Source organism: Pseudomonas sp. 273 (genome assembly GCF_029201425.1).
In the GTDB taxonomy this organism is placed as follows: Bacteria; Pseudomonadota; Gammaproteobacteria; order Pseudomonadales; family Pseudomonadaceae; genus Pseudomonas; species Pseudomonas delhiensis.
Genome location: NZ_CP116775.1, coordinates 3,780,425 through 3,798,337, shown reverse-complemented (window position 1 = coordinate 3,798,337; position 17,913 = coordinate 3,780,425). Strand labels below are relative to the sequence as shown.

Below are 17,913 nucleotides of genomic sequence, written 5' to 3'. Positions count from 1 at the left end.
GTGGAAGGCCGCCCGGCGGGCCGGGCGGAGGCGCTCAGCCCTTGGCGGTGCGCTTCTTCTTCTCGGGGTCGTCGAAGGGCAGGGTGTGGGCGATGGCGCTGGTCTGCAGGCTGCCGCGCACCTGCAGCGGCACGCCCTGCTCGGCGCAGTCGGTGCTCAGGCGGGCGATGGCCATGGAACGGCCGGTGAGGCGCGAGTACATGGCGCAGGTGATCAGCCCCACCTCCTGGCCGGCGTGCCACAGGGTGTCGCCGGCCTGGGCCGCCTGCTCGCCGTCGAGCAGCACGCCGAAGATGCGGAAGCGCTCCTGGCCCTTGAGCCGGTAGTGCTCGCCGGCGCCGCGGAAGTCCTGCTTGCCGGGCGACACGGTGAAGTCCAGGCCCAGCTCCCAGAGGCTGTCGCCGGCCTTCTCGTCGGCGAAGGGGTACATCTGCGAGTTGTCGTAGGGGTAGAACAGCAGGTAGCTCTCCACCCGCAGCCAGTCCAGGGCGGTGAAGGCGCAGGGGATGATGCCCAGGTCCTTGCCCTTTTCCAGGATGCCGTCCCAGATCGCCGGGGCGTCGGCGGCCTTGCAGAAGATCTCGTAGCCGCGCTCGCCGGTGTAGCCGGTGCGCGAGATCATCACCGGGTGCCCGAACAGCTTGCCCTGCAGGTGGTGGAAGTAGGGCAGCTCGCGGATGCCCGGCACGTGCTCGGCGAGGAAGTCCACCGCCAGCGGGCCCTGCAGCGACAGGTCGTGCAGGTCGTCGTCGAACAGCACCGCGACCTGCCGGCCCTGGGCCGAGCGGATGAGCATCTCGTGGCCGACGCCGGCGCCGTGCACCACCATGAAGGCGTTGGGGCCGGTGCGGTAGACGATGCAGTCGTCGGCGAACTTGCCGTCCTCGTCGAGCATGCAGGCGTACACCGACTTGCCCGGGTACAGCTTGGAAATGTCGCGGGTGGTGGCCCAGTCCAGCAGGCTCTCGGCGTGGGGGCCGACGTAGTGCACCTTCTTCAGCCCGGACACGTCCATGAGGCCCGCGCGGGTGCGGATCGCCTCGTGGTGGTCGGCGAGGTCGCTGGCGTAGGTCCAGGCGGTGCCCATGCCGTTCCAGTCCTCGAGTTTGGAGCCAAGTGCCAGGTGGCGTTCACGCAGGGCGCTGATGCGCCAGGAATTGGCCATGGGGTGATCCTCTTGTAGTGGGTGGCGGTTCTTCAGGCTTGCGGATCGAACGGCCGCAGCCAGTCGAGCAGGGCGCCGCGGTAGCGGGTCAGGCCCTTGTAGTCGGCGATCGGCTCGGGCAGGTCGCGCAGCACGCGGTACAGGCGCCGGGCCCAGTGCGGCTGGGTGGCCAGCTCGTTCATGCCGATCAGGTAGGTGCGGATGCTGAACATCAGCGCATGGCTGCGCGGCAGGCGCGCCATCACCTGCAGCTCCACGCGCAGGTGCACCAGCTCGCCTGCGTTCTGCGCGGTGACGGTGCCGCGGTCGGCGCCCCATTCGTGGTAGGTCTCGGGCGAAGTATCCAGGCGCGGGTTGATGGTCATGGTCCAGTTCAGCCGGCGCATCGGCTGGCCCACCTGCAGGTTCAGCAGGTACTTCAGGGCGCGGTCGAAAATGCCCATCTGGTGCGCCATGGGCACCGGCGAGTGCCACTGCTTGAAGCTCATGCCGGCGTCGAAGGCCAGCGACCAGTCGGCCGGCCCGGTGACCATGCCGGCGTCCATGAACAGGTCGCCGTCGCGCTGGTCGAGCAGGGCGAAGTCGCCCTGCACCTGGCGGGTGATGTATTCCAGCGGCTCGCAGGGCAGGGTGGCGGCGTCGCCGAAGGTGAAGTGCTGGTGGATGCCCAGCGCCAGGTTGCGCCACTCCCACTGCGCGCCCTCGCGGCGCAGTTGGAAGTACTGCGGGTAGTCGGCGGCCAGGCGCTCCATCAGCAGCGCCAGGGCGTCCCAGGCGGCCGGCTGCATGTGCGGCATCACCAGGCAGCGCGTCGGGTCGCGCTGCAGCACCAGGGCGCGCTCGGCCACCTCGGAGCGGTAGTGCTCGTCGATGTCGAACAGGTGCTCGAACACCGAGCCCGGGTCGCGGGAGACCGCCGGCTCGATGTTCACCGAGTACTGGTACTGGTCTTCCGGGAAGGGGAACGGGAAGCGGCGGATGGCCTCCGGGCTGTTGGCGAAGCTGAAGGCCTCGCGGTAGCGCTCCACCGGCTTGAGGGTCGTGGGCATGGCGTCGGGTCTCCTAGAGGTCGAGCAGGATCGGGCCGCAGCCGCGGGATACGCAGGGCATCAGGCTGCCTTCGCGTTCGCGGCTGTCGAGGAAGTGGTCGCGGTGCTCCACCTCGCCCTTGAGGTAGCGCGTCTGGCACTGCCCGCAGACTCCGCCGCGGCACAGGCTGGGCACTTCCACGCCGGCGCCTTCCAGGGCTTCGAGCAGGCTCTGCTCGGCGCCCACGTCCAGCTGGCGGCCGCTGCGCGCCAGCTCCACGCGGAACGGCTGGCCGGGTTCGGGGGCGGCGAAGGCTTCCCAGTGCACTCGCGAGTCGCTCCAGCCCAGCGCCGCGGCCTGCTCGCGCAGGGCCAGCAGCAGGCGCTGCGGGCCGCAGGCGTAGACGTGGCTGCCCAGCGGGCGGTGGCGCAGCACCTGGTTGAGGTCCAGCGCGCGCTGCACGCCGTCGTATTCGTGCAGGCGCTCGCCCAGCAGCTCGCGCAACTCGCCCAGGTAGGCGTCGCTCAGGCCGGCGCGGTAGGCGTAGTGCAGTTCGAAGTCCGCGCCGCGGCGCAGCAGCTCGCGGCAGTGGGCGAGGAAGGGCGTGATGCCGATGCCGCCGGCCACCAGGATGTGCCGGCGCGCCTCGCCGTGCAGGGCGAACAGGTTGGCCGGCGCGCCGACGCGCAGCCGGTCGCCCACCCGGAGCTGTTCGTGCAGGTAGTGCGAGCCGCCGCGGGACTTCTCCTGGCGGCGCACGGCGATGCGGTAGTGGCTGCTGTCCGCCGGGTCGCCCAGCAGCGAGTAGGCGTTGCGCAGGCCGTTGGGCAGGCACAGCTGCACGTGGCTGCCGGCGGAGAAGCCGGGCAGCGCGCCGTCCATGGCCTCGAAGGTGAATTCGCGGATCACCGGGGTGATGGCGCGCACGGCGCTCACCCGCACGTCGAAGAAGGCGCTCATGGGCGGGCCTCCGCATAGGGCTGGTCGGCGTCGGCGCACACGCCCAGGTAGGCGCCCAGGCGCTGGGAGAAATGCCGCCGTACTTCGAGATGCACGCCGCAGTGCTGGCAGTCGTGGCGGTCGCCGCTGCCGGTGCCCTGCAAGGTGCCGCAGTGCACGCAGTACAGCGTGCGGGTGTCCTCGCCGCGGCGCAGCAGGTGGATCTCGTCGGGGCGCAGGCCGGCCTGGCGGGCCAGGGCGTGCAGCGGCCAGAGGAAGGCCTCGTCGCCGCACAGCAGCAACTGCAGGCCGACGCTGGCGCTGTCCAGGCGTTCCAGCAGGGCGCGCTGCGGGCCCTGCGGGCCGCTGGCCAGCAGCTCCAGCTCGCCGGGGGCCAGGCCGAGGCGGCTGGCCAGGGCATGGGCGTAGTCGGCGTCGGCCCGCTGCATCACCAGCAACGCGTGGCCGCCGGCCAGGCGCGGCAGGGCGTCGTAGCGGGGCAGGCTGGGCAGCGGCGGGGCGCTGCCGGAGAGAGCGGTATCGGTCATGGCTTCCTCGCTGGGTGGGCCGCCGCCGTGCCCGATCCTGAGGCGCGGGGCCTTGAGTTGGTGCGCATCCGGGCGCTGGCGGCGGCGAACTTTCGTGTTTCGCGTTGGGGAAGATATTTTCCTGATGCGAATAACCGCTCAATCCGCAGGAGGTGATATCTCCAAAGGGGTAAGGGTCGCGGGGAGGCCCCGCCGGGGGCATGAAAGTTGCTGCCTGTATGGCACTTGCGAACGAGGGCTGGGCATGGGCGCACGGCGTGCGGGGTGGCTGGATCGCTGGCGGCAACGATGGCTTGCAGGCGCCGTCGCGGCCGCGCCGCGGCGCGCTGAGGCCGAGCTGCTGCGGGGCCTGCTGGAGGAACCGGGCAGTTGGGCGCCGCTGGCGCGCCTGCTCGCCGACCTGGCGGCGGCCCACCCGGGGGCGGCGCCGTGCCTGCTGCTGGACGAGCCCGGCCTGGCGGAGCCGCTGCGGCGCCCGGCGGCCTTCTGCGCCGAGGCCGACTGCCCGCTGCGCGACCTGCCGGCCCTGCGCGCCGGCCCGTGCCGCCCCTGCCGGGCGCGCGGCGAGCCGCGCCAGCTCTGGCCGCTGGAGCAGGGCGGCCAGGCCGCGCTGGCGCTGCAGGACTTCACCGGCCGCCAGCACCGGGCGCTGCTGGCCTGGCTGCCGCTGCTGGCCGCCAGCGTCCACGGCATCGCCCGGCAGCGTGCGCGGCTGCGCCTGGAGCGCCACGGCCAGGACACCCTGCTGGCCCGCGAGCTGCACGATTCGGTGGCCCAGCAGCTGGGCTTCCTGGCCTTCCAGGCGAACCGCCTGCAGGGCCAGCTGCAACGCCCGCAGCAAGCCGCGCCGCTGCTGGAGGAACTGCGCCACGGCCTGCAGGCGGTGCAGCGCCAGGTCCGCGAGCTGATCGGCAACGCCCGCCTGAGCCTGGACGGGCGCAGCCTGCGCCAGTCGCTGCTGGATTCGGTGGAGGAGTTCGGCCGGCGCAGCACCATCGTCTTCGAGCTGGACAACCGCCTGCCCGACGGCCTGCTCGACGACGAGCAGGCCCTGCAGGTGCTGCAGATCGTCCGCGAGGCGCTGGCCAACATCGTCCGCCACTCCCACGCGCGCACCGCGCGCATCGACCTGCGCCTGGCCCGGGGCGAGCTGCGGGTGGCGGTCGAGGACGACGGCATCGGCCTGCAGGCCAGCGGCGAGACCGGCCACTTCGGCCTGTCGATCATGCGCGAGCGGGCCCTGGCCATCGGCGCCAGCCTGAGCGTGAAGACCATCCCGCCACGGGGCACGCGGGTCGCGTTGCGGCTACCCGGCGTGGCCGCCCAACCGGAGGAGAAAGCCGATGCACAACGCCACCTTGCTGCTGATCGATGACCACCCGCTGTTCCGCCGCGGCCTGGCCGAGCTGTTCGGCGAAAGCGGCGAGTTCACCGTGGTCGGCCAGGCCTCCAGCGGCCGCGAGGGCATCAGCCTGGCCTGCCAGCTGAGCCCGGAGCTGATCCTGCTGGACCTGCACATGCCCGGCCTGGGCGGCCTGCAGGTGCTCGACGAGCTGCGCCAGCTGGAGCTGGACAGCCAGGTGATAGTGCTCACCGCCTCGGCCGAGCGCACCGAGCTGGCCGCCGCCCTGCGCCTGGGTGCCGAGGGCTACCTGCTCAAGGACACCGAGCCGGAGGCGCTGCTGGCCTACGTGCGTGGCTGCAGCCGCGGCTCGGTGCAGCTGGACGACAGCCTGGTGGCGCTGCTCGCCGAGCCCGCGCCGGCCGCGGCGCCGGCAGCGGACGAGCTCACCGCCCGCGAGGGCCAGACCCTGGCGCTGATCGCCCAGGGCCTGAGCAACAAGCGCATCGCCCGCGAGCTGGGCATCAGCGACGGCACCGTGAAGATCTACGTGAAGAACCTGCTGCGCAAGTTCCACCTGGGCTCGCGCCTGGAACTGGCCGCCTGGGTCCACCGCGGCGGCGGCCTGCAATGAGGAGGACGAGCATGGCGACCCCGCCCGCCGACACCCGCGACGACGGCGACCGCTACCCGGTGGCGCTGCTGCACCTGGACGGCCGCGGCCGCATCCGCCGGGCCAACCGCGCCTGGCGCACGCTGATGGGCGACAGCGGCCTGGGCGAGGAACTGGCCGCCTGCCTGCACCAGGAGGACCTGCCCGGCTGGCGCGCGGTGCTGAGCCAGGCCCGCCAGGGCCAAGGCGCGCGGCAGTGCCTGCGCTTCATCGACGCCCACGGGCGCCTGCGCTGGTTCGACGTGCAGCTGGACGGTGACGCCGAGGCGCTCTACCTGTCGCTCAGCGACGCCACCAGCCAGCGCCGCCAGGACGCCCGCCTGGAGGCCAGCCGGCGCGGCGCCGCCAGCCTGCTCGACGGCCTGCCCGGGCTGATCTACCGCGGGCGCAACAACCGCCAGTGGACCATGGAATTCGTCAGCGCCGGCTGCCTGCAGCTCACCGGCTACCCGGCGCAGTACCTGACCGACACCTACGAGCACAGCTACAGCACGCTGATCCTCGAGGAATACGCCGAATACGTCTGGGCCGGCGTGCAGCAGGCGCTGCTGCGCCGCGAGCCCTACGAGCTGACCTACCGCATCCGCTGCGCCGACGGGCGCATTAAGAACGTCTGGGAGAAGGGCGTGGGCATCTATGCCGACACCGGCGAGGTGCTCGGCATCGAGGGGGCCATCTTCGAGGTGGGGGCGGAGCCGCCGGCAACGCTCCCCTGACGATCTGTCCTGCCGCGACCGCGCGCCTGGTCGATACTCAAGCGGTCATGCCGGCAACCGCCGGCGCGCGGGAGGACGAGTGCGATGACGAAAGAGACGGACGACGCCGCTGCCCTGATCACGGCGCGGATCGCCGAGCTGGGCGACTGGCGCGGCGAGGTGCTGGCGCGGGTGCGGGCGCTGGTGCACGAGGCCGAGCCGGAGGTGGTCGAGCAGTGGAAGTGGCGGGGCGTGCCGGTGTGGTCCCGGGCCGGCATCCTCTGCACCGGCGAGACCTACAGGCAGGTGGTGAAGCTGACCTTCGCCAGGGGCGCGGCGCTGGAGGACCCGGCGGGGCTGTTCAATGCCAGCCTCGAAGGCACGACGCGGCGGGCCATCGACATCCACCAGGGCGACGTGCTGGACGAGGCGGCGCTGCGCGCGCTGATCCGCGCGGCCGTGGCGCTGAACCTGGCGAAGCGCCGCGGCTAGCGGCGCGTCAGTGGCTCTTCATGCCGGCGGCGGCCATGGCCAGGCGGATCAGCTCGGCGGCCAGCAGGACGCTGCCGACGCCGCCCAGCCACAGGGCGGCCAGCCACAGCAGTTGTCGGCGCAGGGGCCGGCTGGGTTCGGCGTTCGGCTGCTGCGTCGGCAGCGTGGGGTTCGGGGTGGGGTTCATGCGGGCTCCGGGGTGCCGGGCGGCACCTGGGTTTCAGTGGCTCATGCGCTCGGGTCTTCCCCGGCGAGGATGGTGCGCGCCTCGGCGAAGCATTTTTCCGCCAGGGCCGAGCGCGGCTCGGTGCGCCGCTGCAGCAGGCCGATGGGGCTGTGGATGCTGGCGCCGGCGATGGGGTGATCTTCAGGTGCTCGCTGAGGGTTTCCAGGCCGCAGTTCAGCGGCATGATGGCGCAGCACATGCCTTCGCCGATGGCCTGGATCAGCTGGAAGCTGGAGTCGCTCTCCAGCACCGGCAGCGGGTCCATGCCGCGGCTGCGGAAGCTCAGGTCGACGGACTGGCGGTAGTGCATGCCCTTGCTCAGCAGCCCCAGGGGGATGTCGTTGAGCCTGTCCCAGCGCAGTTCGCCGTCTTCGAACTGGAAGTGCCGCACGTCGTGCAGCAGGCCCATGGTGGTGGTGGCCAGTTCCAGCACCTCGAAGTAGCTGGTGTTGACCTGGTCGAGGTAGCAGATGCCGAGGTCGAGCTGGTTGCGGCTGAGGCCGTCGATGATCTGCTCCGAGCTCAGCGAGGACAGCTGGAACTGCAGCTCCGGGTAGCGCTGGGACAGCGGCTTGAGCACCTGCATGGGGTTGAAGCTGGACAGCGGCACCAGGCCCAGGCGCAGGCTGCCCACCAGTTGCCCGCGGCAGCTGGCGGCCTCGGCCAGCAGGCCGTCGTAGGCGGCCAGCAGGGTGCGGGCCCAGGCCAGGATGCGCTCGCCGGCCTCGGTGAAGCCCTCGAAGCGCTGGCCGCGGGTCACCAGCACCAGGTCCAGCTCGTCCTCGAGGTTGCGCAGGCGCATGGACAGCGTGGGCTGGGTGATGTGGCAGAGCGCGGCAGCCTGCCCGAAGTGCCGGGTCTGGTCCAGGGCGATGAGGAACTTGAGCTGCTTGATGTCCATGGGAGCTGCCTGTCGGGTAGTGGGGGCGAAGGCCTGGCCGGCGTCGTTCATTAGTGTGTAGCCGAACGTGCGGCGCTGCGCCGTCGGTCTTGTCGTGGGGCTGCTCGTCCGGCCCGGATGAACGGCACGTTACCGGGCGTTGCGGACGGCGTCCAATCGTTGCTGCCGACCGCCCGATAGGCCGGTCCTATCATGCGTGAAAGCAGGCCGCGAAAGGCCGGAATCGCCGATAGAGGGCGTCGATCGCTCAGTCTGCCATATCGATTGGACGGGGTATGGGTTTGTCTCTAGCGTGGCTGCGAATTCCCTGTTCGGAGATGAAGGCGTGAGCGTCAAACCCAATGCGGAATTCGTTCCGCTGAATATCGCCGTGCTGACCGTCAGCGATACCCGCACGTTCGACAACGACACGTCCGGCGAGCTGCTGGCGAGCCGCTCGGTGGAGATCGGCCACCGCCTGGCCGCCCGCGTGCTGCTCAAGGACGACCTGTACAGGATCCGCGCCCAGGTCGCCACCTGGATCGCCGACGATGACGTCCAGGTGGTGCTGGTCACCGGCGGCACCGGCTTCACCGCCCGCGACAGCACCCCCGAGGCGGTCGCCTGCCTGCTGGACAAGCAGGTCGAAGGCTTCGGCGAGCTGTTCCGCGCGCTGTCGATCCTCGACATCGGCACCTCCACCGTGCAGACCCGCGCCCTGGCCGGCCTGGCCAACGGCACCCTGGTGTGCTGCCTGCCGGGCTCCACCAATGCCTGCCGCACCGCCTGGGAAGGCATCCTCGCCGAGCAGCTCGACGCCCGCCACCGGCCCTGCAACTTCGTCGCCCACCTCAAGCCCGGCAAGCCCTGCGAATCGCGGCAATGAACCGCCCCTCGCCCTTCAGCTGAGGATACAGTCCACCGGCGCCAGCGGCGGCGGCAGCGAGCGCTCGCCCAGGGCGCCGAGGATGTCGCGCTCGATGACGCGGACCATGGCGTCGGTGGGCAGGTCGTTCTCGTCGCGGCCGAAGGGGTCTTCCAGCTCGTTGCTGATGGCGTCCAGGCCGAAGAAGGTGTAGCTGACGATGGTGGTGAACAGCGGCGCCATCCAGCCCAGCGGCTCGGCCATGGCGAAGGGCAGCAGGATACAGAAGATGTAGATGGTGCGGTGCAGCAGCAGGGTGTAGGGGAAGGGCAGCGGCGTGCCCTTGATCCGCTCGCACACCGCCTGCGCCTCGCTGAGCCCCACCAGGCGCTGTTCCAGGGTGACGTAGCGCCACTCGCCGAGGGCGTTGCAGCGGGCCTGCGCCGAGCAGGCCTCGCCGACCTGCTGGAGAATGCCGTCGCTGACGTTGTGCAGCGCCACCGGCGCATCGGCCGCCAGCCACGGCCGCGCCGCCTGCAACTCGTCCTCGCCCCGCAGCCGCGCGTTGAGCGCATGGGCGTAGCCGCAGAGCGCGCGCAGCAGCTTCTCGCGCAGCGCCTGGTCGCCGATGGCGACGCTCTCGCGGATGAACGAGCGCATCTCGATGACCACCTTGCCCCAGGCCTTGCGGCCCTCCCACCAGCGGTCGTAGCAGGCGTTGTTGCGGAAGCTCATGAAGATCGACAGCGACAGCCCCAGCAGGGTGAAGGGCGTGGCGTTGACCCGCGCGAAGAACGCCGGGTGACGGGTCTCGACCAGCACGATCAGCGACGCCAGCAGGGTGACCATCAGGCTGCGCCAGGCGATGCGCCTGGCAATGGACCCCTTGAGCGTGAACAGCACGCTGAACATGTTGGGGTGGGGTGAACGATCATGGTACGTCCGTGGACAGGGGGAGGGCGGTAGGCCGCCGGTCATGTTCATGCAGCGCAGGACTTGCGCGTGCCTGGGGCGACGAAGCGCTCCGCCATGCGGTACGGCTCGTCTGCCGGGGCATCTCTGGAAGAGTCGGAAGTTCGTTTCCAAGGCCGTGGCTACAGCGTTGCGCCGAGGCTAGAGAGCCGCTCCAGATGCGTCAAATCGCTTTTGATTACCAACCGATAAGTGTGCTCTATCGGTCTCTCCCGATTAGATCGGAAGCCTTTGCGACGGGGGTTTCAGGGGAAGGGCGATTTCGGGCGAACTCTATGTTGCGTACGGCGATGATGCGGATCGAAAGTTCTTTCGAAAACGGCATTCCGTTAATTGAAGTTGTCCGAATTGGAGTTCTGGAAAGTTCAGCTTGAACCTATTGTTCCGGATTATCCCGGCCAGTATTTTCCCTGCGCGAGCACTTCCACCTGCGCCGCCTAACCCTCGGCCAGGCACACCCGGTCGCGGCCCTGCTGCTTGGCCTGGTAGAGCAGGCGGTCGCAGTGGGCGAGCAGCTCGCCCGGTTCGGTGAAGCCGCCGCTGTCGGGCAGCCCGCCGCCCAGGCTGATGGTCAGGCGGCAGAGGCGGTCGGGGCGGTGCAGGTGCTCGATGTCCAGTTCCGCCACCCGCTCGCGCAGGCGTTCGGCGACCTGGCGCAGTTCCTGCGGGCTGGCCACCTGGAGGAGGATGACGAATTCCTCGCCGCCGTAGCGGAACAGTTGCGCCTGGCCGCTGCGCAGGGCCTCGGCCATGCAGGTGGCCACCTCGCACAGGCAGCGGTCGCCGGCCGGGTGGCCGTAGTGGTCGTTGTAGGGCTTGAAGTAGTCGATGTCGGCCAGCAGCAGGGCGAAGGGCCGGCCGTGGCTGCGCATCTGCCGCCAGCTTTGCTCCAGGCGCAGGTCGAAGGCGCGGCGGTTGCCGATGCCGGTGAGGGCGTCGGTGGCGGCCAGTTCCTGCAGGCGCTGGTTCAGCTCGGCCAGCTCGGCGCGCTGGCGCTGGCCTTCCAGGTCGGCGAGGAAGGCCCGGCGCACGCCATGGATGTTGGTCCAGCTGATGAACAGGCTGAACACCAGCACCGGCAGGTAGACCAGGGTGAACACCAGCACCGCCTTGGGATCGCCGGCGTGGATCAGCGCCACGTTGCCGAGGATCACCGCCGAGATCGCCAGGGAGCAGGCGAGGATGCCGGCGAAGGAATAGCGCACGCCCAGGTTGGCGAGCACGATGAACACCACCGAGGCGTAGAGGAAGGTGGGCACGTCCGGCGAGGCGCTGCGCTTGAGCAGTTCGAACCAGGCGATGGCCGAGACGATGTCGTGCAGCGGCATCAGCAGGTCCATCAGCAGCACGCTGCGGCTGTGGCGGAACACCAGGTAGATGTTCAGCAGGCCGACCAGGCTGAGCAGGCCGCGCACCAGCAGCGACTGCAGCGCCATGTCCGGGATCAGCGCGGCGTCGGCGAAGACGTAGGCGTCGTAGGCCGCCATGGCGATGAAGTTGATCGCCAGCAGGAAGCCGCGGTAGTGCTGCAGCACGTAGGCGCGCAGGGCCGGCTGCAGGTGCGCGGGGATCTGCCGTTCGCCGCTGGCCGTGGGGTACTCGGGTAGGCTCATGGTTCCCGCCTGTGGCCGTTCCATCGGTATGTCGCACGCAGGGCCACGCCCGACAAGTTGTCGCAGGAATGTGTCGGCAGCCCGTGCGGCGGCTTGAGCGGGCGTGCGCGTGGGCTGCCGTGCGGCTCACAGTTCATCGAGCATCTCCCGGCCCACCTGCAGCGCACCCTTGAAGTCCAGGGCCTGGACCAGGTCGTTGAAGCGCAGGAAATGCCGCGGCCAGGCGTGCTGGTGGCGGGCCAGCGCCTCCAGGCGGTCGAGGGCGTCGAGGTTGCCCGATTCCAGCAGGGCGAGGATTTCCTCCAGCCGTTCGCGCACCTGCGGGCGGCTGAGCTGCGCGGCCGTGCCTTCGGCCAGGCCCGGCGGTTCGGCGAACAGCGCCTGCAGTTCGCCCAATGTCACCGCCAGCAGTTGGCGCAGCTCGTCCACCGGCAGGGTGGCCAGCGCGTCCGCCTGGGCCTCGGCCGGGGCGCGCAGCAGCTCGGCCTCCAGGGCTGCGCAGCGTTCGGCCAGGGCGCTGGCGCCCATGGTCCCGGCGCTGCCCTTGAGGGTGTGCAGCAGGCCGGCGCCGGCCTTTACGTCACCGCTGCCGCGCAGCCGGTCGAGGCGCTCCAGCAGCTTGTCCATCTCCGGCTCGAAGCTGCGCAGCACGCGGTGGATCAGCTTCTCCTCGCCGCCGAAGCGCCCCAGCACGCTGTCGCGGCTCTCGACGATGGCGTCCGCCGCTGGTGCCTGCGGCGGCGCTTCGCGGACGGGCTGCCGCGCTTCCAGGTGGGCCAGCAGGCAACTGACCAGGCGTTCCTTGTCGATCGGCTTGGCGATGTGGTCGTCCATGCCCGCCAGCAGGCAGGCCTCGCGGTCGGACTGGGCGGCGTTGGCGGTCATGGCGAGGATCGGCAGGGCGGCGAAGCGGCCGTCGGCGCGGATCCGCCGGGTGGCTTCCAGGCCGTCGATGTCCGGCATCTGCACGTCCATCAGCACCGCGTCCAGGGGCACGCCGCCGTGGCACACCTGCTCGACGCCCTCCAGGCCGCCCTCGGCCAGCAGCACCTCGGCGCCCTCGCTGGCCAGCAGCTCGGCGGCCACCTGGCGGTTCAGCGCGTTGTCCTCCACCACCAGCAGGCGCCGCCCGGCCAGGCGGCGGGCGCTGGCCACGGGGGCGGCGGGCGCTTCGGCGGGTTCGCCGCCCAGGGCCTGCTGTACGCTGTCGGCGAGCTGCCGCGGGGTGACCGGCTTGGTCAGGAAGTCGATGAAGGGCGGGGTGTCGCCGTCGCGCACGTCGGCCAGCACCTCGCGGCCGTAGGCGGTGATCATGATGATGGTCGGCGGCGTGCGCGCCCCGGCCTCGCGCTGGATCAGGCGCGCGGCGCGCAGGCCGTCGAGGTCGGGCATGCGCCAGTCCATCAGCACCACGTCGTAGTGCTGGCCCTGGCGCGTCGCCTCGCGGTAGCGCGCCACCGCCTGCATGCCGCCGCTGACCTGGTCGGCGTGCCAGCCCAGGGACTCGCAGGTGCGCAGCAGCAGCTCGGCGGCGCTGGGGTTGTCGTCCACCACCAGCAGCCGCAGCGGCCGGTCGATGACGGCGCAGCCGGCTTTCAGCGGGCGCTCGCCGACCACCGACAGGTCCAGGTCGAACCAGAAGTGGCTGCCGTTGCCCAGCCGGCTCTCCACCTGCAGCCGGCCGCCCATCAGTTCCACCAGGCGCTTGCAGATGAACAGGCCCAGGCCGGTGCCGCCGAAGCGCCGGGTGGTGGAGGCCTCGGCCTGGGTGAAGCTGTCGAAGATGCTCTGCAACTGCGCCGGGCCGATGCCGATGCCGCTGTCGCGCACGCCGATGCGCAGGCGCAGGCGCTCGCCCGTGCGGCCCAGCTGCTGGACGCTGACCACCACCTGGCCGTGGTCGGTGAACTTGATGGCGTTGCCGGCCAGGTTGATGAGGATCTGCTGCAGGCGCAGCGGATCGCCGAGCAGGCTGCCGGGCAGGTTGGGGTCGATGTCGAAGAGCATCTCGACGTCCTTGCTGCCGAGGTTGCCGGAGAGCACCACGGCGAGGTCGCGCATCAGCGCCTCCAGCTCGAAGGGGTGTTCCTCCAGCAGCAGCTTGCCGGCCTCGATCTTGGAGTAGTCGAGGATGTCGTTGAGCAGGCCGAGCAGGGCGTTGGCGGCGGAGTGGGCCTTGTCGATGTAGTCGCGCTGGCGCGGGTTCAGCTCGGTCTGGCGGGCGAGGAAGAGCATGCCCAGCACGGCGTTCATCGGCGTGCGGATCTCGTGGCTCATGTTGGCCAGGAAGCTGGACTTGGCCGCGCTGGCGGCGTCGGCCTGTTCCTTGGCCTGGCGCAGCGAGGCCTGCATCTCGCGCTCGCGGGTGATGTCCAGGTTGATGCCGGTGACGCGCAGCGGCGTGCCGTCGGCGTCGTACTCGACGCGGGCGGCGGCCTGGATGTAGCGCACCTGGCCGTCGGGGCGATTGATGCGGAAGGTCGGCTCGTAGTGGCCGCGGCCTTCCACCGCGTCCGCCAGGCTGGCGAGGGTGGTGTCGAGGTCCTCCGGGTGCAGGCGCTCGCGCCAGTGTTCCAGGCACAGGCCGTTGCCGTTCAGCGCCGGCGGCTGCTGGTACAGTTCGAACATGCGCTCGTTCCAGTGCAGGGTGTCGTCCGCCGGGCGCCACCACCAGATGCCCAGGCCGGCCGCCTCGGCGGCCAGGGCGAGCTGGTCGTGGGCCAGGCGCAGGCGGTCCTCGGCGGCCCTGCGCTCGGTGATGTCGACGGCGATGCCGAGGTAGCCGGTGACCTGGCCGGCCTCGTCGCGGATGGCGGTGACCACCAGGCTCATCGGCACCCGGCTGCCGTCCTTGCGCACGTAGGTCCACTCGCGGGTCTCGGCGCCCTGGTCCTCGGCCTTCTGCACCAGGGCGCGGAAGCCCGGCACCGGGCGGCCGTATTCCTCGCTCAGCTGGGCGGCGCGGGTGGCCAGTTCTTCCTCCAGGTGCAGGTGCTGCGGCGTGACCTGGCCGACCACCTCCTCGGCACGGTAGCCGAGCAGGCGCTCGGCGCCGCGGTTGAAGATGCGGATGACGCCGCCGGCGTCGGTGGCGATGATCGACACCTCCGAGGCCGAGCGCAGCACGTTGGTCAGCAGGCGGTTCGCCTCGGCCAGTTCCGCGGTGCGCTCGGCCACCTGGCGCTCCAGGCCGCTGTTGAGCTCGCGGATGCGCGCCTCGGCGGCCTTCTGCGCGGAGATGTCGCGCACCGTGGTCGAGGTGCCCACCACCTCGCCGCGCGGGCCGAGGATGGGCGAGGCGCTCAGCGACACCTCGATCAGCCGGCCGTCCTTGTGCCGGCGCTGGGTGTCGAAGGGCGGCAGGCGTTCGCCCCGGGCCACGCGCCTGAGCAGGGGCTCCTCTTCCGCCGCCCGCTCGGCGGGCACCAGCAGCCCGTTGGCCTGGCGCCCGAGCACCTCCTCGGCGGCGTAGCCGAACAGCTTCTGCGCGCCGGCGTTCCAGCTGGTGATCTCGCCCTGCAGGTTCTTGCCGGCGATGGCGTCGGCGGAGGATTCGACGATCGCCGCCAGCCGCGCCTGCTGCTCCAGCACCTGGCCGCGGCGCTGGCGGCTGACCGCCATGGCCCCAGCAGCGCGGCCAGCAGCAGGCTGCCCAGGCAGCCGGCGCCGAACACCAGGGGCGGGGAGAGCGGGTGCAGGCGCTGGACGAAGGCCGGGTGGGCGCTGAAGTCGATCTGCCAGCGGCGGCCGAACACGTCGCGCTGCAGGCTCTGCGGGTACAGCCGCGGCGCCTTGGCGTCGTCGCCGCTGCTGTAGAAGGTGTCGCCGGGGATGCCGTCGGTCACGTCGGCGAGCTGGAAGTGCACCGCGGGGTCGTCCAGGTGCAGGTCGTCCAGCACGTCGCGCATCAGCAGCGGCGCGTAGCTCAGGCCGATGGCCTCGGCCTGGCGCTGCTCGATGTCGGCGGGCGTCGCGCCACCGCGGTAGATGGGCAGCAGCATGAGGAAGGACTGCTGCGAGGCGCCCGAGGCCTGCACCAGGGTGATGGGCGCGCTCAGCCGCGGCAGCCCGGTGCGCAGCGCGGCCTGGGCGGCCTGGCGGCGGCGCGGCTCGGAGGCCACGTCCAGGCCGATGGCGGCCAGGTTCGCCGGCTCCGGCTCCAGGTACTGGATGACGTAGCGCTCGCCGGGGTTGGGCGTCACCTCGCGCACGGCGAAGTCCGGCCGGCCCTCGGCGCGGGCGCTGCGCAGGAAGTCGTCCAGCGCCTCGGCCGGCACCCGGCGGATGAAGCCGAAGCCGCGCGCGCCGGGGAATTCGCTGGCGATGTCGCGGGTCTGGGCGTAGCGGTGGAAGACCTCGCGGCTGATGTGCGCCTCGCCCGCGGTCAGCACCGCCCCGCGGGCGCCGCGCAGGCCGTACTGGTACAGCTCGATGCGCGCCAGCACGGTGTCGGCCAGGCGCCTGGCCTCCTGCGCCACGGCGGCGCTGGCCTGCTGCTCGTTGCCGCGCTGCACCAGCCAGGCGCCCAGCGCCGAGCAGAACACGCCCAGGGCCAGGACGGCCCAGGACCAGCGGTTGAACCTGAGGTTGCCCGGTGTCGTCTTCACCCGATCCTTCCCGTTGCGCTCGTGCCTGTGGTCATGGCTGCAGGCCGTCGGCCAGCAGGCGGCTCATGTCGTCGCGGGGCACCGGGCGGCAGTAGAGGTAGCCCTGCATCACCGGGCAGCCCAGCGCCACCAGCGCGCTCTCCTGGTTCGGGCATTCCACCCCTTCGGCCACCAGCTCCAGGTCCAGGGCCTGGGCGAGCTTGATGATGGCCTCGATGATCGCCGAGTCGCTGCGGTCCTGGAGCATGTCGCGGACGAAGCTCTGGTCGATCTTCAGGACGTTCACCGGGAAGCGCTTGAGGTAGGCCAGGCTGGAGTAGCCGGTGCCGAAGTCGTCGATGGCGATGCGCACCCCCAGGTCGCGTAGCGCCGCCAGGGTCTGGCGCGAGGCGTAGCGGTCGCTGGCCAGCACGCCCTCGGTGATCTCCAGCTCCAGGTTGCCCGGCTGCATGCGCGTCTGGGCGAGGATCTCGGCCACCTGGCCGACGAAGTTCTCGTTGCGGAACTGCACCGCCGAGATGTTCACGCTGACCGTCAGCGGGTGGCCGGCGTCGTTCCAGGCGCGGGCGTCCTGGCAGGCGCGCAGGAGGATCTGCTGGCCGATGGGCACGATCAGCCCGGTTTCCTCGGCCAGGGGGATGAACTCCGCCGGCGGCACCAGGCGGCCCTCGCCGTCGCGCCAGCGGATCAGCGCCTCGACGCCGACGATGGCGCGCGTGGCGGCGTGCACCTTGGCCTGGTAGAACACCTCGAACACGCCCATCTCCAGGGCCAGGCGCATGTGCCGCTCGAGCAGGTGGCGGGCGCGCATGCGGCTCTCGATGTCCGCCGAGAAGAAGCTGTAGCCGTTGCGCCCGGCGGCCTTGGCCTGGTACATGGCGGCGTCGGCGTGGCGGTAGAGGTCCTCGGCGCCGTCGCTGTCGTCGGGGTAGAGGCTGATGCCGATGCTGGCGGTGAGGTGGTAGCTGGTGCCGCGGATGACGTAGGGCTCGCCGAGGGCCGCCTGCACCCGCGCGGCGAAATCGCCGATGGCCTCCAGGCTGTGCACTTCCGGCAGCAGCACGGCGAACTCGTCGCCGCCGGGCCGGCACACGGTGTCCATGGCCCGGCAGTGCCGGCTGAGGCGCAGCGCGGTCTCCTGCAGGATGGCGTCGCCCAGGGAGTGGCCCTCGGCGTCGTTGATCGCCTTGAAGTTGTCCAGGTCCAGCAACAGCAGGCCGACGCGCTGCTGGTTGCAGCGCGCGCCCTCGATGGCCTGGGCCATGCGGTCGCCGAGCAGGGCGCGGTTGGGCAGGTTGGTCAGCGGGTCCTGGTTGGCGAGGATCTTCGCCATGTGCCGCAGGCGCGCGTGGGTGCGGATGCGCGCACGGGCCACCGGCAGGTTCATCGGCTTGGTGATGAAGTCCACGCCGCCCATCTGCAGGGCGCGCAGTTCGTGGGCCACCTGGTCGTAGGCGGTGACGAAGATCACCGCGGCGTCGCTGAGCTTGGCGTCGGCCATCAGCGCCTGGCACACCTCGAAGCCGTCCATGCCGGGCATCTCGATGTCCAGCAGGACCACGTCCGGACGGATGCGCCGGGCCAGCTCGAGGGCCTGGCGGCCGTCGGCGGCGAAGTGCGTCACGCCCAGCCCCCTGGCCGCCTCGCCCAGCAGCTGTATGTCGCTGACCTGGTCGTCGACGATCAGGATGACCGAGTCGAAGTTACGCGGATCTTCCGGCATTCCCTTGCTCCAGCGGAAAACTTCTGTAGGAGAATTCTGGCATGAGGCTAGCCTAGATCATGAGGGCCCACCCCTGCATGATGTCAAATTGATATTCCTTGTCGGGGGCGCCCCGTGGCCGGCGGGCGATGAGCTGTGCCTGCC

The 17,913-nt window shown here is 71.0% G+C and carries 13 protein-coding genes and 2 pseudogenes; 5 read left to right on the top strand and 10 right to left on the bottom strand.

Annotation, left to right across the window (positions count from 1 at the left end):
- Window positions 1-34 precede the first annotated feature (34 nt).
- From PKO50_RS17355 to PKO50_RS17340, 4 genes are read right to left on the bottom strand one after another with little or no spacing between them, the layout of a single operon-like run.
- Entirely contained in the window at window positions 35-1,165 is a 1,131-nt protein-coding gene (locus tag PKO50_RS17355; protein ID WP_275626726.1) for an aminomethyltransferase family protein, read from the bottom strand.
- 32 nt (window positions 1,166-1,197) lie between these two features.
- Window positions 1,198-2,214, bottom strand: coding sequence for a DUF3445 domain-containing protein (locus PKO50_RS17350; RefSeq protein WP_275626725.1), 1,017 nt, complete (start codon window positions 2,212-2,214; stop codon window positions 1,198-1,200).
- A 13-nt stretch (window positions 2,215-2,227) separates the two neighbouring features.
- Window positions 2,228-3,154, bottom strand: coding sequence for a PDR/VanB family oxidoreductase (locus tag PKO50_RS17345; protein ID WP_275626724.1), 927 nt, complete (start codon window positions 3,152-3,154; stop codon window positions 2,228-2,230).
- The gene (locus tag PKO50_RS17340) at window positions 3,151-3,681 is read right to left on the bottom strand and encodes a dimethylamine monooxygenase subunit DmmA family protein (RefSeq protein ID WP_089392346.1); all 531 of its coding nucleotides are present in this window, start codon (window positions 3,679-3,681) and stop codon (window positions 3,151-3,153) included. The genes PKO50_RS17345 and PKO50_RS17340 overlap by 4 nt, the downstream gene beginning before the upstream one ends.
- A 244-nt stretch (window positions 3,682-3,925) precedes the next feature.
- Between PKO50_RS17340 and PKO50_RS17335 the strand changes: the two genes are divergently transcribed.
- The 4 genes from PKO50_RS17335 (at window position 3,926) to PKO50_RS17320 (ending at window position 6,883) form a co-directional block, all read left to right on the top strand.
- A complete protein-coding gene (locus PKO50_RS17335) occupies window positions 3,926-5,056 on the top strand; it encodes an ATP-binding protein (protein ID WP_275626723.1) in 1,131 nt (376 codons plus the stop codon).
- Entirely contained in the window at window positions 5,025-5,657 is a 633-nt protein-coding gene (locus PKO50_RS17330; RefSeq protein ID WP_089392344.1) for a response regulator, read from the top strand. Before PKO50_RS17335 ends, PKO50_RS17330 begins: the two co-directional genes overlap by 32 nt.
- 11 nt (window positions 5,658-5,668) lie before the next feature.
- Window positions 5,669-6,412, top strand: a complete 744-nt coding sequence (locus tag PKO50_RS17325; protein ID WP_275626722.1) for a PAS domain-containing protein — start codon at window positions 5,669-5,671, stop codon at window positions 6,410-6,412.
- Window positions 6,413-6,496: 84 nt separating this feature from the next.
- Window positions 6,497-6,883, top strand: coding sequence for a DUF1801 domain-containing protein (locus tag PKO50_RS17320; RefSeq protein WP_109935289.1), 387 nt, complete (start codon window positions 6,497-6,499; stop codon window positions 6,881-6,883).
- 7 nt (window positions 6,884-6,890) lie between these two features.
- Here the strand turns inward: PKO50_RS17320 and PKO50_RS17315 are convergent, their stop codons facing one another.
- Window positions 6,891-7,070: a DUF2474 family protein gene (locus PKO50_RS17315; protein WP_275626721.1), complete on the bottom strand. Its 180-nt coding sequence runs from the start codon at window positions 7,068-7,070 to the stop codon at window positions 6,891-6,893.
- Window positions 7,071-7,111: 41 nt separating this feature from the next.
- Window positions 7,112-8,010, bottom strand: a pseudogene (locus PKO50_RS17310) (LysR family transcriptional regulator).
- A gap of 325 nt (window positions 8,011-8,335) precedes the next feature.
- Between PKO50_RS17310 and moaB the strand changes: the two are divergent.
- Window positions 8,336-8,875 carry a molybdenum cofactor biosynthesis protein B gene (gene moaB / locus PKO50_RS17305; RefSeq protein WP_089392340.1) on the top strand — a complete coding sequence of 180 codons (540 nt, stop codon included), beginning with the start codon at window positions 8,336-8,338 and terminating at the stop codon, window positions 8,873-8,875.
- 15 nt (window positions 8,876-8,890) lie between these two features.
- On the opposite strand, the gene PKO50_RS17300 is transcribed toward moaB, so the two are convergent.
- The 4 genes and pseudogenes from PKO50_RS17300 to PKO50_RS17285 all read right to left on the bottom strand — a co-directional run bounded on the left by PKO50_RS17300 (window position 8,891) and on the right by PKO50_RS17285 (window position 17,769).
- Window positions 8,891-9,766: a bestrophin family protein gene (locus PKO50_RS17300; protein WP_275626720.1), complete on the bottom strand. Its 876-nt coding sequence runs from the start codon at window positions 9,764-9,766 to the stop codon at window positions 8,891-8,893.
- Between the two features lie 497 nt (window positions 9,767-10,263).
- The gene (locus tag PKO50_RS17295) at window positions 10,264-11,439 is read right to left on the bottom strand and encodes a GGDEF domain-containing protein (RefSeq protein ID WP_109935951.1); all 1,176 of its coding nucleotides are present in this window, start codon (window positions 11,437-11,439) and stop codon (window positions 10,264-10,266) included.
- A gap of 126 nt (window positions 11,440-11,565) precedes the next feature.
- A pseudogene (locus tag PKO50_RS17290) lies at window positions 11,566-16,046 on the bottom strand (CHASE domain-containing protein).
- A gap of 31 nt (window positions 16,047-16,077) precedes the next feature.
- Entirely contained in the window at window positions 16,078-17,769 is a 1,692-nt protein-coding gene (locus PKO50_RS17285; RefSeq protein WP_089392335.1) for an EAL domain-containing protein, read from the bottom strand.
- Window positions 17,770-17,913: the final 144 nt, after the last annotated feature.

Coding starts and splice junctions, on each gene's coding strand:
- PKO50_RS17355 (WP_275626726.1), bottom strand. CDS start 1,165: ATGGCCAATTCCTGGCGCATCAGCGCCCTGCGTGAACGCCACCTGGCA.
- PKO50_RS17350 (WP_275626725.1), bottom strand. CDS start 2,214: ATGCCCACGACCCTCAAGCCGGTGGAGCGCTACCGCGAGGCCTTCAGC.
- PKO50_RS17345 (WP_275626724.1), bottom strand. CDS start 3,154: ATGAGCGCCTTCTTCGACGTGCGGGTGAGCGCCGTGCGCGCCATCACC.
- PKO50_RS17340 (WP_089392346.1), bottom strand. CDS start 3,681: ATGACCGATACCGCTCTCTCCGGCAGCGCCCCGCCGCTGCCCAGCCTG.
- PKO50_RS17335 (WP_275626723.1), top strand. CDS start 3,926: ATGGGCGCACGGCGTGCGGGGTGGCTGGATCGCTGGCGGCAACGATGG.
- PKO50_RS17330 (WP_089392344.1), top strand. CDS start 5,025: ATGCACAACGCCACCTTGCTGCTGATCGATGACCACCCGCTGTTCCGC.
- PKO50_RS17325 (WP_275626722.1), top strand. CDS start 5,669: ATGGCGACCCCGCCCGCCGACACCCGCGACGACGGCGACCGCTACCCG.
- PKO50_RS17320 (WP_109935289.1), top strand. CDS start 6,497: ATGACGAAAGAGACGGACGACGCCGCTGCCCTGATCACGGCGCGGATC.
- PKO50_RS17315 (WP_275626721.1), bottom strand. CDS start 7,070: ATGAACCCCACCCCGAACCCCACGCTGCCGACGCAGCAGCCGAACGCC.
- PKO50_RS17300 (WP_275626720.1), bottom strand. CDS start 9,766: ATGTTCAGCGTGCTGTTCACGCTCAAGGGGTCCATTGCCAGGCGCATC.
- PKO50_RS17295 (WP_109935951.1), bottom strand. CDS start 11,439: ATGAGCCTACCCGAGTACCCCACGGCCAGCGGCGAACGGCAGATCCCC.
- PKO50_RS17285 (WP_089392335.1), bottom strand. CDS start 17,769: ATGCCGGAAGATCCGCGTAACTTCGACTCGGTCATCCTGATCGTCGAC.